Below are 13,922 nucleotides of genomic sequence, written 5' to 3' on the forward strand. Positions count from 1 at the left end.
AAATGACGGACGCCGCCGCACATTTGCCATGCCGGGCGCGCATTGATGTTCCATTGGTCCGTCGGGGGTAATCATATCACCGATAGTGCGTCCGGTGTGAGAAGGATTTGTGTCTGGCAAAGGCCCGAATCGCCTCCCTGCCGCATCGGCCCGCGGTGTCCCTGGCCAGGAGGCTCCACCGTGCCGCTTGATCGTCAGGAATGCGAAAAACGCCATTTCAGGGCTCAAAAATTAAGCTCTTCGCCGCTGCATTTATAGGCTTCACAATCCTGTAACAACGGACCTAATATACAAGTGCAGATGCCGAATCGCTCAGGAGAAGCCCTTGACGATTGCAGTTTCACCACAGGCCCTGCCGGCGCTCGTTCTGAACGCAGACTACAGGCCACTGAGTTATTATCCCTTGTCGTTATGGTCCTGGCAGGACGCGATCAAGGCCGTCTTTCTAGACCGTGTGAACATCATTGCAGAATATGATCATGCGGTGTCGTCCCCCAGCTTTTCCATGCGGCTGCCGAGCGTCGTCAGCCTCAAGACCTATGTGCAGCCCACCCGCAACCCCGCTTTTACACGCTTCAATGTTTTCCTTCGGGACAAGTTCGAATGCCAGTATTGCGGCACGCGGGACGAATTGACCTTCGACCACGTCATTCCCCGCGCGCATGGCGGTGAAACGACGTGGCACAATGTCGTGGCGGCGTGCTCTCCCTGCAACCTTAAAAAAGGCAGCAAGCTTCCCAAGCAGGCGGGCATGTTCCCGGCGCAGAAGCCTTTCCAGCCCACGGTTCAGGATTTGCACAATAACGGGCGGCTGTTCCCGCCCAATTATCTGCACGAAAGCTGGATGGACTATCTTTACTGGGATACCGAGCTGCAGCCCTGATCTTTTAAGGACTGCAACGCGGTTTTCCGTTTACCGGCTTTTACGGCTCGCGCCAAAAAAGGCGACTGCCGCAAGTGCAACGCTTGCGATGACATTCCAGCCCGCAAAAGAAAGGCCGAGCACCCGCAAGGCGGCGTCGTTGCAGGAAGGCGCCTTGATGGCGTTCAGATTACCCAGCAAATCGCCGGCATTGGTGGTGATGGAAGGCGCCCCGGTGGCGCAGGTGATCGGTCCTTCCCAGAAACCCCATTCCACACCGGCGTGATAAACGCCGAGCCCGGCGCCGATCAGCATCGCCACACCGATAAGGGCAAGCAGCAACCGGGTGATCTGAACCGGCAATTTGAAGATGCTGGTCGCAATGGCCAAGATACCCAGCGGAATGGCGTAATAATAGGGATCGCGCTGCAGCAGGCACAGGGCGCAGGGCGTATAACCGCCAATATGCTGAAAACCGAGGGCGGAGCCGACGGTGAAGATCATTCCCGCCGTGACGCCGAGAGCGGCGAGCGTGCGGCTGTTGTCGGCGGTGGTCGCATTGGCCATGTTGTTTTCCTCGAACTTCGAAAAGAAGCAGATATCCCGGACGGGCTTTCAAAAAGGCGGGCGTGATGGCGAAATTAAGTCGCCGGTTTCCACGGTGTAACGGGATTCGTCTAATCCAGTCCGCTGCGTCTGGCAAATGAAAGCCCGGCACTATTGGCGGGATGAACAAGCAAAGTTTTGTGAGGGTTGCGATCGCGGCTGTCATGACAGCGCCTTTTCAAGGGCTTCGTAAAGCGATCGAGGTCCGCGTCGTTACACAAAGCGGGCGCGCACCGCAGCCGCCCACCTCCGGGGGCTGAAACACAGGGCCGACCGTAAGTCTTCGGCGAAGCGTCTATGCCGTGAGGAGGCCGGCCTCGCTCTCCTGCGGATGGTGAATGTGTGCCATGATGTGCTGGCTCATATCGGCATAGATGCCATTGTTTTCGACGATGCCCTTCACCCTGTAACGGTCCATCACGACGATGCGATCCGCCAGTGCCACCATTTCCGGCATGTCGCTGGTAATGATGAGAATGGCGGTGCCGCTATCTGCCAGCTCGCGCAGCAGATCATGCAGATAGGCCTTGGTCTTGATGTCGATACCAACGGAGGGTTCATCGACGATCAGCAGTTTGACATCGGCGGCGAGCCATTTGGCGACACTGATTTTTTGCTGGTTGCCGCCCGATAGATTGCCGACCGTCTGGCTGAGGCTTGGGGTCTTTACTTCGAGCTTTTTAAGGAAAGGCGTCACCGCCGCGCGGATGCGCCCATCCGAAAGCACGCCGAACGCATTCGCGAGCTTGCGCCAGATGGGAACGCCCGCATTGGCAAGAACGGAGTGCTGGAGAATGAGGCCATCGCCCTTGCGGTCTTCGCTGACATAACCGACGCCATAGTCGTGGATCGCTTCGGCAACGGAGCGGATGCGTGCCGACCGGCCCGAAAGACGCAAGTCGCCGGCCGTGACCGCGAACTTACCCATGATCGATTTTGCAAGTTCGGTGCGACCGGCGCCGACCAGCCCGTAAAGGCCGACGATCTCGCCCTTGCGCACGGACAGGCTGACATCGCGGTGACCGATCGCAGTCGATACGTCTTCAAGTTCCAGCACCATCGGATTGTGTTCGACCGTACGTGTGCGCCAGCCGCCGCCGCTTTCGGCGCGTCCGATCATCAGTCGCACGAGATCCTGACGTCCAAGCCCTTCCATCGAACGGCTTTCGCAGGCGTTTTCACCATCCCGCAGCACCGTCACCCGGTCGCAGATGTCGAGAACCTCCTCCAGCTTGTGGCTGACGAAGACAAGGCTCGCACCATCGTCGCGCAGGCGGCGCAGAATGCGGAAGAGATTGTCCGTCTCGCTCGGCGTCAACGAGGTCGTCGGTTCATCGAGGAGCAGTACACGGCTTTGCAGTGAAAGCGCCTTGGCGATTTCCACGAGCTGCATCTGCGCGACGGAAAGCTCCGATACCGGCGTTGCCGGATCGGTTTCCAGATTGAGCGCCTCAAGCCAGCGGCGCGCATCGCGGTTCAGCGCGGCGTAGTCGATAGGTTTGAGATAATGCGCGCCGAGCTTTTCCATGTGGATATTTTCGGCAATCGAGAAGCGCGGAATGAGGTTACGTTCCTGATGGACGACACCGATGCCGCGGGCAATCGCCTCGCGCGGATTACCGAAGCGCACTTCCTGCCCATCGATGAGAATCTGGCCGCTGCTTTGATGATGGACGCCGGTGATGACCTTGATCAGGGTGGACTTCCCGGCACCATTTTCACCGAGCAGGGCATGGATCGAGCCAGATTGCAGCGAAAGATTGACGCCCTTGAGAGCTCTGACGCCGGGAAAGACTTTTTCGACGTTTCGCGCCTGAAAAACGGGTTGTTTGTCCATGATGTCAGGCCTTCCCTGTCTTTTTGCCGAGATGCGTTTCGCGCAGGCGGTTGATGCCGACGGCGGCGAGGATCAGTGCGCCCAGCACCACCTGCACGAGGAACGGATCGATGGAGAACAACACCAGTGCCTGGGTGATGATGGCGACGATGACGACGCCGAGCAGGGTCGCCCCGACGCTGACATGCCCGCCGGCCAGCACGGCGCCGCCGATAACGGGGGCGGCAAAGGACAGGATGAGCCAGTCATCGCCGATGGAAGGCTGGCCGATCTGCAGACGTGAAACGAGCAGAATGCCCGCTACCGATGCCAGAAGGCCGGAAATACCATGCGCCACGATCACCGTCATGCGCACCGAAATGCCGGAAAGCTCCGCCGCATGGCTGTTGCCGCCGATGGCAAGGATGAAGCGGCCTATCGGCTGGCGTCGCAGCATGAACCACAGGGCGAATGCGATGACGATGGTCGGGACTGCGAGCCACGGAATAGGCCCGGCAATGAGGGCCGAACCGAAGTCTTTCACCGACTCGGGTATGCCATAGAAAGGCTCCGCCCGCGTAATGCCGAGGTTGATGCCCTTGTAGATCGACAGGGTCGCCAGCGTTATGACGAAGGCGGAAATGCCGGTGATGGCAATCAGCAGGCCGTTGAGCATGCCGCAGACAATACCGATCAGCACGGCGGCGATGGCAGCCACCGGTGCCGGAAGCCCCCAGACCTGCATCACCCCCGCAAAGGAAATTGCCGCAAGGCCGCCGATCGCACCCACGGAAAGGTTCATCTGGCCGATGGCGATGATGATCATCTGTGAAAAGGCGATGAGCGCATTGACCGAAATGGCCAGAAGCAGGATCTGGATGTTGAAGGAAGACAGGAAGTTGGGGCTGAAGCCACGGATCAGCACAATTGCCAGCACCGTGACCAGCAGGGGGCCGAACCAGTCGGTTCTGGCAAGGCGTAGAAGGGTGTTGTCGGTTGTCATCGTCCAGTCCTCAAGCCAGATTGCGCCGGGCGAGATAGCTTCGCCGCGCCTTGTCCATCAAAACCGCCAGCAACAGCAGCAGGCCGAGAAATGTCTGGACCCAGAATTCACCGAGCTGGAGCAGCAGCAGGCCGCTGGTCAGCATGGTGACCAAAAGTGCGCCGAGACAGGTGCCGAGAACCGAAACCTTGCCGCCCTGCAACAGCGTGCCACCGAGGACAGGCCCCAGGAAGGCTGGCAACAGCCAGTCCTGCCCGAGTTGGCCGGCCATGGAAGGAATGGCGGCGCCCGTGCGCGTCACCAGCATCAGGGCAGCAAGTGCGGCAAGCAGGCCCGACAGCATGTGACACGCAATAAAGATGCGGTCGACGCGGATGCCGGAAAGTTCCGCCGCTTCCGGGCGTGCGCCTGCCGCCAGCATTTCGCGGCCAAGAACGGTGCGCCGGTAGAGAAAGGACAGGGCGAGGGCCGTTGCGAGCGTGACGAGAAGCAGCGGCGAGAAATAGGTCGCGAGCTTCATCTTTCCGAAGGCTGCGAAGATCGGCGGCAGGCCACGATAGGCCTCGGCCCGCGTCAGGAAGATCATCACCCCGAAAAAGATGCTCATGGTGGCGAGTGTGATGATGAAGCTGTGCAGCCCCGTGCGGATGACGGTCCAGCCGTTGATGAAGCCGAGCGCTGCGCCTGTGGCGAGGCCGCCGATGAGCGCGAGCGGCCAGGGCACGCTAAGCACCTCGATGAGATAACCGCAGGCCATGGCCGCCGAGACGCCGATCGCGCCAACGGCAAGATTGAGGCCGCCGGTCACGATCACCGCCATCATCGACAGGCCGATCATGATGTTGATTGCGGCACTGCGTCCGAGCGTGAACAGGTTGAAAGGCGAAAGGAAGCCGCTGGCTGCCACGCCAAAAATGATGGCGAAAACGACGATCAGCAGAATGAGGCCGAATTCATTGGTGAGGAAAAAACGGCTTTGCGAAATGCGCGAGCCCATGCGGTCCTCTGTCTCCTGCACGCCTTTTGTAAGCAAACTATCGTTCACGGTCATGAAAATGTTCCGGTATTTGTTTGGCCCGCAGACCTCGGCGGTCCGCCTTGACGTTGCGCCGCCGCCGGAAGGCGGGCTTTCGGCGGTGCGGGATTGCCGGGCGTGATCGCGGCCCGCCCGGCAGGTGTTAAAAAGCCTGATTATTTGCAGCTCAGATACGTCGCATCGAAGTTCGCAAGCAGCTTTTTGGTCTCGGCGCGCATGGCATCGACATAGTTATCGACCTTGCTGGCATCGACATAGGCGGTGCCGGAATCGATGAACTTGGTCGTCAGTGCGTTGGACTTGAACGGCGCGTCCGCCTTCACCTTGCAGCCGGACTGCAATTTGCTCAAAGCGAAGGAGCCGACATAACCCTGGCCATAAGGGTTCTGCAGCATCGTACCATCAACGAAACCATCCTTGATCGCTTTCAGCACCACTTCGTCGTGGTCGATGCCGACCATGTGGATGCGTTTGTCGCCGATCTTGCGCAGCGCGTTGGAAGCAACGACCGCCGGAACCCAGGCCGTGGTGACGATGCCATCCACTTCCGAGGCATGGGCGGCGAGGTAAGCGTTGATCTTTTCCTCGGCCGGTTCCGGCGCGTCGATATCGGCGATGACCTGAACGACCTCGGCGCCGCCTTCGTCAGCCGCCTTCTTCACGGCATCGATACGAAGCTGGGTGTTGGGGTCAACAAGGAAGCCGGTGAAATGGGCGATGCGTTTTTTGCCCGTTCCCATTGCCTTGATGAGTTCCTTGGTGCCGAGATAGGCCGAATTGCCGGTATCGGTGCCGAGGCAGAAGGCCGCAGGCGAAGGGTCCTTGAAGCAGCCGGCGCCGGCAATCACGTTTGCGCCGTTGCCGGTCAGTTCCTCGGCTGTGGAGACCGCGCCGACGGGATCGCCGGGGAAAATCAGGAAGCCGTTATACCCTTGGCTCAGAAGGCTTTCTAGAAGCTGGTTCTGCTGTGCCAGTTCCCATTTCTGCGGCACCTTATAGTCGGCGCCCGCCAGACCGAAGTCCTTGGCGGCGTCCTTGCCGGCCTGCTCCCAGGCAGAGAAATAAGGGTGCGGACCGCCTGGAACGAGGGCGACCTTGCTGGCGTCCGCCGCCTGCGCAACACCGCAGGCTCCAGCGCCGATGATTGCGGCAGCGACGAGGCTGCGCATGAAATGCGTCATGTTTTTCTCCTCCATGAAACGGCCTGTTTCTTTAAAAAAAGCGACTGGAACCTCCCTTAATCGCTTTTTCTCCCAACAGCCGACTTGCGTAAGCACCATGGACACTAGTATACTTGTATCCAAGTTGCAATCAGATTTTCACGGCGGCCTTTCAAAAGGGGAGCGTTCATGACGAAAAACACCAATGCCGGCTTTGCCGGACGCGGCGGCCATCAGGAGGCCTCAGGCCCTGGAATCGAAAGCGTGGAGCTTGTGGTCAACCGCTATGGATCCGTGGCCGATCAGGTTCATGCGGCCCTGCGTCAGGCCATTGTCGAAGTGCGGCTGGCGCCCGGTGCGCCAATCAGCGAGAACTCCATCTGCCGTCAGTTTTCCGTGTCGCGCACGCCGGTGCGCGCCGCCATCCAGCGCCTGTCTGAAGAGGGGCTTGTGGATGTCTATCCCCAGCTCGGCAGCTTCGTCGCACCGATCAGGCTCGGTGAAATCCAGGACAGCCATTTTATCCGCCGTTCGCTGGAAGTGGCGCTGCTGCGCGAAGTTGCGCCGAAATGGACGAAAGAGATGAGCCGGACGATGCGCGACGTCATCGCCGAGCAGGAAAGGGTCATCGCCGCCAACGACGCCAACGGCTTTTTCCATGCCGACGAGGCGTTTCATCGGCTGCTCGGCACATTCTCCGGCCGCGAGGGCGTCTGGCAGGCAATCCTTGCCGCCAAAGTGACGCTGTCGCGGTTCCATCGCTACTGGGCGAAACCGGAGCGCCTGCCCGCCGTGATCGAGGAGCACCTGGCGGTCGTCGACGCCCTCGACCAGGGCGATGCCCACGCCGCGGAAAAAGCGCTGGTGACGCATCTGGATATGGTTTTCGTGATCTACGAACAGCTGCCCGAAGAAGAGCGCAAGCATTTGTCCATCTGATAGTGGGCGTGGAGGAGACGGAATGGAACTGAAACACAAGACCGCGCTCGTGACGGGCGCGTGCGGCGGCATCGGCCGCGCCGTGGTCGCGGCGCTGGTGGCGCAAGGGGCAAGGGTACTCGCCTTCGATCGCGATATCGAGGCTGTTACAGCGCTCGCGGAGGGGTTTGGCAACGCCTGTGATCCCATTGCGGTCGATCTCGGTGATGCGGCGGCACTACAGGCCGTCATGAAAGATGTCGCCAATCGTTTCGAGGTCATCGATATTCTCGTCAACAATGCCGGCGTACTGTCGCCGCACAAACTGGCCGCGACCACGCTTGACGAATGGCACAAGCTGATGGCCGTCAATCTTGATGCCGCCCTGCTACTGACGCAGGCCGTCGTTCCCGCCATGAAGGAAAACCGCTGGGGGCGACTGATCAACATTTCCTCTTACGCCTGGAAATCCGGCGGACTGACGGCGGGCACGGCCTATTCGGTGTCAAAATCGGCGATGGTCGGCCTCACCTATTCCTCCGCCCGCGAACTTGCGCCCTTCGGCGTCACGGCCAACGCGGTGGCGCCGGCCTATGTGGTTTCGCCGATGATCATGGAGCAATTGTCCGAGGAAGACCGCCAGCGCCAGCTCGCAGCCATTCCCGTCGGGCGGTTCTGCCAGCCGGAAGAGGTGGCCCATACCGTACGTTTCCTTGCCTCGCCGCTGTCCGGCTTCATGACAGGCACCGTCGTCGACATGAATGGCGGCCTGCAATTCGGCTGAGATACGGAGACAACAAACGTGACCAATCGTCTTTCTTCCCTTGCACTGCCCCATCTTCCGCAAGACGTGCTCGTGCAAGCTTATGACCGCAAAGCGGTCACACCGGGCATCGTGCATCTCGGCGTCGGCGCCTTTCACCGCGCCCATCAGGCCGTGTTCATCGATGATTGTCTCGCGCGTGGCGAGACCGGCTGGGGCATTGTTGCTGCATCGCTGCGCAGCCCCGATACGCGCGATGCCATCGCGCCACAGGACAATCTCTATACATTCTGCCTGCGTGACGGTGAGAACGAGACGCTGCGGATTGTCGGTTCCATCCTCGAGACCATCGTCGCCCCTGAGGAACCGGAGCGGCTGCTGCAAGCCATGACCGATCCGCGTATCAGGATCGTCACTTTGACGGTGACGGAAAAGGGTTACCTCGCCGATTTGTCGGCAGGCGCGCTTCTTCGTGACCATCCCGATGTCGTTCATGATCTGGCGCATCCACAAAAGCCGCGCTCCCCGCTCGGTTTTCTGCTGGAAGCAACAAGACGCCGGCGGGCCGCGGGGGCTGTGCCGCTGACTTTGCTCTCCTGCGACAATCTTCCGTCCAACGGACGCATCCTGCACCGTCTTCTGGTGGAGATGGCTGGTATCACCGACAAGGATCTCGCTGCGTTCATCGCAGAAAATCTTTCCTGCCCCTGCGTCATGGTGGACCGCATCGTGCCCGCCACCACGGCTACCGACCGTGAGCATGTGACGGCGCGTCTCGGCTGTGAGGATGCCTGGCCGGTGATTGCGGAACCTTATTTCCGTTGGGTGATCGAGGATCGCTTTCCGCACGGTCGCCCTGGCATCGAGCTGTCAGGTGCCGAAATCGTTGACGAGGTCGAGCCCTATGAGCATATGAAGCTCAGGATGCTGAATGGCGCTCACACCGCCATGGCCGCAATCGGTCAATGCAGCGGGCTTGAGACGATCGCCGATATCTATGCCGATGCGCGTGTCCGCGGTTACATCGACCGCTACTGGCGGGAGGTCGGGTCGACATTGAGCCCGGCCGTCAGCGGACCGGACTATGTTGCCGGTCTGCGCCAGCGTTTCGCCAACCCCGCCCTTCGTCATCGCGCCGCCCAGATCGCCTCTGACGCTTCACAGAAAGTGCCGCAACGCATTCTCGCGCCGCTTGCGGAACTGCGTGCCGCAGGCGCGCCGAATACAGCCACTCTTTTTGCGGTTGCGATGTGGATACGGTCCTGCGCAGCGCTGAACGAGAAGGGAGAGGCAATTATCATGGCCGATCCGGCCTTTGCGGAGTGGGGTGCGCCTACCGGGAGCGGCGAGGAGCCGGACGCGGTCATCGACAGGTTTTTAACATTCCGTCGCGTCTTCGGGCCTGAATGGCAGGCGGACGAGGCGTTCGTCACGGCGCTTCGGGCCGCCCACCGCGACATCGTCCAATACGGCGCTCTCGGCGCCATCGAACGGCATTTTTCGGAGGAATAGACTATGAAGGAAACCTGGCGGTGGTTCGGTGAATCGGACCCCATCACCTTGGAGCATGTGCGGCAGACGGGCGCCAGCGGCGTTGTCACGGCGCTGCACCAGATTCCCGACGGCACGGCTTGGCCAGCCGAAGAGATCGCCAAACGCAAGGGGATGATCGAGGCGGCCGGTCTGGAATGGAGTGTCTGCGAATCCATTCCCATGGAACAGTCCGTCAAGCGTGGTGATGCCGATGCCCCGAAGGCGATTGCGCGCTGGAAGGATACGCTCGCCCGTCTCGGCCGCGCTGGCGTTCCCGTCGTTTGCTACAATTTCATGCCTGTCGTGGACTGGACGCGCACGAACCTACGCTGGCAGGCACGTAATACCGGATTGGCGCTGCGCTTCGAAATGGCGGATTTCGTCGCTTATGACGTCTTCATCCTGAAGCGTGTTCGTGCGGCGGAAAATTACGATCCTGCGCTGGTTGCACGGGCCGAAGAGCGTTTTGCGCACATGAGCGAAGAGGAGCAGTTGCTTCTAGAGCGAAACATCATAGCAGGGCTGCCAGGCGGCGCGCTGGTGCAGACGCGCCAGTCCATCGCCGCGCTGATTGCGTCGTTCGATGGTATCGACAGCACGACCATGCAGGGCAATCTTCTCGCCTTTCTGCGGGAAGTCGTGCCGGTTGCGGAAGAGGTGGGCGTGCATCTCGGCATCCACCCTGATGATCCTCCATTCTCGCTGTTCGGCCTGCCGCGCGTGGTCTCGACACCTGCCGATATCCGCACCATCCTCTCGGCCGTTGAAAGCCCGAACAACGGCATTACCCTTTGCACCGGCTCCTACGGCGCGCGCAGTGACAACGACCTCGTGGCAATGGCACAGGAGTTCGCGTCCCGCGTCAATTTCGCCCATCTTCGGAATGTGACCGTTGAAGCGGATGGTTCCTTCTTTGAGGACGATCATCTTGATGGCGGAACCGACATGATCGGCGTCATCGAGGCATTGTTGCGCGAGGAGCTGGCCGCCGCCAAGGCTGGCCGCCGCACCAATATTCCAATGCGACCTGACCACGGCCATCTGCTGGGTGATGACATCACCAAAAAGACCAACCCCGGCTATTCCTATATCGGCCGCATGAAGGGTCTCGGCGAACTCCGTGGTGTCATCCGCACCGTCGAGCGCCAGCTTCGCCGCGAGGAGGGGGCCGCATGAAAACCCGCAAACTTGGCCGCACGGCGCTGTCGCTGAGCGAGCTTTCTTTCGGCGCTGCCGGTATCGGCAATCTCTACCGCCGCGTCAGCCGCGAGGATGCCATAGCGACGCTGCAAGCCGCCTGGGACGCCGGTATCCGTTATTTCGATACCGCACCCTATTACGGGCAGGGCCTTTCCGAACGACGCGTCGGGGATTTTCTTCAGGGCAAACCACGCGACGAATTCGTGCTGTCCACCAAGGTTGGGCGGATCCTGAAGCCGGCTGAAGCGGGCGTGACACCGGATTACGGTTTTGTCGATGCGCTGCCTTTCGTGGTGGAATACGACTACAGCTATGACGGCATCATGCGCTCACATGAGCAGAGCCTTGCCCGGCTTGGTCTCGGTTCGGTGGATATTCTCTATGTCCACGATCTGGAGGAGACCACGCTTGGAGAGGAAGCCTATCGCCATCATTTCGGAATGTTCACCGAAAGCGGCATCGAGGCGCTGCACGAGTTGAAGGCGAAAAGCCTGATCGGCGCGTTCGGCCTTGGCGTGAACGAGGTTCCGGCCTGTCTGAACCTCATGGAGATAGACGAGATCGATTGCATCCTTCTGGCGGGCCGTCATACGTTGCTCGACCGGTCGGCGGCGGCGCGGCTGCTTGGGCGTTGCGCGGAAACCGGCACCGCGCTTGTGATCGGTGGTGTCTTCAACTCGGGCATTCTTGCAACCGGTGCTAGGCCGGGCGCGACCTTCAATTACAATGAAGCTGCGCCTGAAGTCATGGAGCGGGTGCGCGCCATGGAAGATCACGCCGCCAGCTACGGCGTCGCGCTCGCGGCGGCCGCTTTGCATTTTCCGCTGCAAAACGCCGATGTCGCCAGCGTGCTGATCGGCACGGCGAAACCGGACAGCCTCCAGCGCAATCTATCCATTTTCGAAACGGCCGTGCCGGACGCCGCCTGGGCGGGTTTTGACGCGCTCGCTCTTGAAGATTGACGGGCACGACAGGGAGAAGGACGCCATGGACCTCATTGATACCCACCAGCATCTGATCTTGCGGGGCAAACTCGGTTATGCCTGGACGCGCGGCGAGCCGAGCCTTGCGGGAAGCTTCACCCGGGCGGACTATGCAGCTCTTGTCGAGGGCAGCGGTGTCGTCGGCACGATCTTCATGGAAACCGGGGTCGATGACAGTGATTATAGGGCGGAAGCCCGGCTTGTGGCCGGCATGGTTGGGGAAGGGACCTTGCCGATGTTCGGCCAGATCGCCAGCTGCCGGCCGGAAACGGATCAGGGGTTCGACGCCTGGCTGGAGGAATGCCGCCACCTCAAAGTGGTCGGGTTCCGGCGTATCCTCCAGGTCATGCCCGACGATACCAGCCGTGCGGAAAACTATCGCCGAAATGTGCGCAAGATCGGCAAGGCCGGGTGGCCGGTCGATCTGTGTTTTCATTCCCGTCAGCTGGCCATTGCCGCCGAACTTGTCCGGGCCTGCCCCAATGTCCGCTTCATGCTCGACCATTGCGGCACGCCTGATATCGCCGGAAACGATTTTTCCGCCTGGAGCGAGCGCATGGCCGATCTGGCCCGCCTGCCCAATCTCTCCGTCAAGCTTTCGGGTGTCACCGCCTATTGTGCGCCGGGGCAAACGACGCTGGAAAACGTGAGACCTTACGTGGAAACCGTATTGACGCTGTTCGGCCCCCAAAGAATGGTCTGGGGCGGCGACTGGCCGGTGGTCGATCTCGGTTCCGGCCTGCCGGAGTGGATTGCCATGACGAGAGCGCTTCTGTCGGCGCTTTCACCGGATGAGCAGGCAGCGATCGGCCATGGCAATGCCAGACGTTTTTATCTGGCGGCGTAGCATGATCCTTGACCGGATATGGTCTCGTTCATGCCGATAAATTCGCGCAAATCGTAAGAGGTGGTGCGGGTGGTCGGGGTCGAACCGACACTCCTTTCGGAACCGGATTTTGAGTCCGGCGCGTCTACCAATTCCACCACACCCGCATTTCGATGCCGATTGTGTTTCAGGTCACTGAGGCAATGCCACGGCGTCTATCACGGGCGAGACCGTGCGTGCAAGCCCAAAAGCAGGAAATTTGCCTTTACGAAAGGCTATCCCAGTGCGCGGTGGCGTAGGGCGAAAATCACGAGCCGACATTTAAAAAATCGGCGAAATTGCTGCGGCGCAGGCATTTCAATCAGTCGCGCCTGTTTCAAAACAATACACCTGGGGTTGAATTATTCGGATAATTTTAGATATCTCTAATAAAATAGCATATACGCAATTACTAATTGAAACTATGATGCCGATGTGGAGTTTCCACGCGGGGCGGGAGTAGCCAACTCATAGGGAGGAAATTATGAGGGCTCTTTCTCGCAATTTGTTACTGTCTGCCTGCTTGATCCTACCGGTCAACGCCCATGCGCTGGATATCGGGATCGGCGGAGAGAACGGGGTGAATGCTAGCGTGGGTAGCAATGATAGCGGTGGTCTCGGTGTCGGTGCTTCCGTTGGCGGCAGTGGCGGGGTTAATGCCGGTGCTGATATCGGCGGCCGCAGCGGCGGCGGGCTGGGTGCGGATGTCAACGCTTCGGTCGGTGGCAGCAATGGGGTCAATGCGGATGTCAACGCATCCGTCGGCGGTTCCAGCGGGGTCAATGCCGGCGTGAATGCCTCCGTTGGCGGTTCCAACGGTGTCAACGCAAATGTCGGAGCCAATGTGGGCGGATCAAGCGGGCTCGGTGTCGATGTCGGGCTGGGCATTGGCGGCTCAGGTTCGTCGAGTAACCCTGGCAATCCGGGGAACCCGGGAAATCCTGGCAATATCGGAAATCCGAACAATCCCGGCCGGCCGATGACGCCTCGCGCCATGCGTCAGGTCATCCAGTCCTATAACGACATGTCGCGCACGGAGCAGATAAAGCTTGCCCGCCGGTGCGTCGATATTCTGGGTGGCGGATACGATGCCGCTTTGACGCAATTGTGCAAGATGATCAGGACGGCCTCGCGCTAAGACGGGTCCCATCCGCGTCCTGAAATCCGAAGGGCGCTG

Annotated in this window: 13 protein-coding genes and 1 tRNA gene; 8 read left to right on the forward strand and 6 right to left on the reverse strand. The window is 60.3% G+C overall.

Features of this window, described 5'->3' with window-relative positions:
* The first annotated feature begins 325 nt into the window (after positions 1-325).
* Positions 326-883: an HNH endonuclease gene (locus PL597_RS00685; protein ID WP_003585610.1), complete on the forward strand. Its 558-nt coding sequence runs from the start codon at positions 326-328 to the stop codon at positions 881-883.
* A 30-nt stretch (positions 884-913) separates the two neighbouring features.
* Here the strand turns inward: PL597_RS00685 and PL597_RS00690 are convergent, their stop codons facing one another.
* The 5 genes from PL597_RS00690 to PL597_RS00710 all read right to left on the reverse strand — a co-directional run bounded on the left by PL597_RS00690 (position 914) and on the right by PL597_RS00710 (position 6,519).
* Complete coding sequence (locus PL597_RS00690; RefSeq protein WP_035264342.1) at positions 914-1,429, reverse strand: disulfide bond formation protein B; 516 nt, start codon at positions 1,427-1,429, stop codon at positions 914-916.
* Between the two features lie 334 nt (positions 1,430-1,763).
* Positions 1,764-3,305, reverse strand: coding sequence for a sugar ABC transporter ATP-binding protein (locus tag PL597_RS00695; protein WP_271364396.1), 1,542 nt, complete (start codon positions 3,303-3,305; stop codon positions 1,764-1,766).
* Positions 3,306-3,309: 4 nt separating this feature from the next.
* A complete protein-coding gene (locus PL597_RS00700; protein WP_269834665.1) occupies positions 3,310-4,287 on the reverse strand; it encodes an ABC transporter permease in 978 nt (325 codons plus the stop codon).
* A gap of 10 nt (positions 4,288-4,297) precedes the next feature.
* Positions 4,298-5,338, reverse strand: coding sequence for an ABC transporter permease (locus PL597_RS00705; RefSeq protein WP_271364397.1), 1,041 nt, complete (start codon positions 5,336-5,338; stop codon positions 4,298-4,300).
* Positions 5,339-5,478: 140 nt separating this feature from the next.
* Positions 5,479-6,519 (reverse strand): sugar ABC transporter substrate-binding protein, encoded by a 1,041-nt coding sequence (locus tag PL597_RS00710; RefSeq protein WP_333781937.1) that lies wholly within the window; start codon positions 6,517-6,519, stop codon positions 5,479-5,481.
* Positions 6,520-6,672: 153 nt separating this feature from the next.
* Between PL597_RS00710 and PL597_RS00715 the strand changes: the two genes are divergently transcribed.
* Genes PL597_RS00715 through PL597_RS00740 form a run of 6 tightly spaced genes read left to right on the forward strand, consistent with a single transcriptional unit; the run spans position 6,673 to position 12,727 of the window.
* On the forward strand, positions 6,673-7,422 hold the full coding sequence (locus PL597_RS00715) for a GntR family transcriptional regulator (RefSeq protein ID WP_271364399.1): 750 nt from the start codon (positions 6,673-6,675) through the stop codon (positions 7,420-7,422).
* 22 nt (positions 7,423-7,444) lie between these two features.
* Positions 7,445-8,185: an SDR family NAD(P)-dependent oxidoreductase gene (locus PL597_RS00720; protein WP_077985161.1), complete on the forward strand. Its 741-nt coding sequence runs from the start codon at positions 7,445-7,447 to the stop codon at positions 8,183-8,185.
* Positions 8,186-8,203: 18 nt separating this feature from the next.
* On the forward strand, positions 8,204-9,676 hold the full coding sequence (locus tag PL597_RS00725) for a mannitol dehydrogenase family protein (protein ID WP_269826408.1): 1,473 nt from the start codon (positions 8,204-8,206) through the stop codon (positions 9,674-9,676).
* Between the two features lie 3 nt (positions 9,677-9,679).
* Positions 9,680-10,873 carry a mannonate dehydratase gene (uxuA, locus tag PL597_RS00730; protein ID WP_269826409.1) on the forward strand — a complete coding sequence of 398 codons (1,194 nt, stop codon included), beginning with the start codon at positions 9,680-9,682 and terminating at the stop codon, positions 10,871-10,873.
* Complete coding sequence (locus PL597_RS00735; RefSeq protein WP_269826410.1) at positions 10,870-11,859, forward strand: aldo/keto reductase; 990 nt, start codon at positions 10,870-10,872, stop codon at positions 11,857-11,859. The genes uxuA and PL597_RS00735 overlap by 4 nt, the downstream gene beginning before the upstream one ends.
* 25 nt (positions 11,860-11,884) lie before the next feature.
* A complete protein-coding gene (locus PL597_RS00740; RefSeq protein WP_142912033.1) occupies positions 11,885-12,727 on the forward strand; it encodes an amidohydrolase family protein in 843 nt (280 codons plus the stop codon).
* Positions 12,728-12,788: 61 nt separating this feature from the next.
* Here the strand turns inward: PL597_RS00740 and PL597_RS00745 are convergent.
* Positions 12,789-12,873 (reverse strand) — tRNA-Leu (locus PL597_RS00745).
* A 356-nt stretch (positions 12,874-13,229) separates the two neighbouring features.
* Between PL597_RS00745 and uppQ the strand changes: the two genes are divergently transcribed.
* Entirely contained in the window at positions 13,230-13,883 is a 654-nt protein-coding gene (gene uppQ / locus PL597_RS00750) for a polysaccharide biosynthesis GNAT family N-acetyltransferase UppQ (RefSeq protein ID WP_142912032.1), read from the forward strand.
* The last annotated feature ends 39 nt before the right edge of the window (positions 13,884-13,922 follow it).

The organism is Agrobacterium sp. ST15.13.013 (assembly GCF_027956525.1).
Taxonomy (GTDB): domain Bacteria; phylum Pseudomonadota; class Alphaproteobacteria; order Rhizobiales; family Rhizobiaceae; genus Agrobacterium; species Agrobacterium salinitolerans.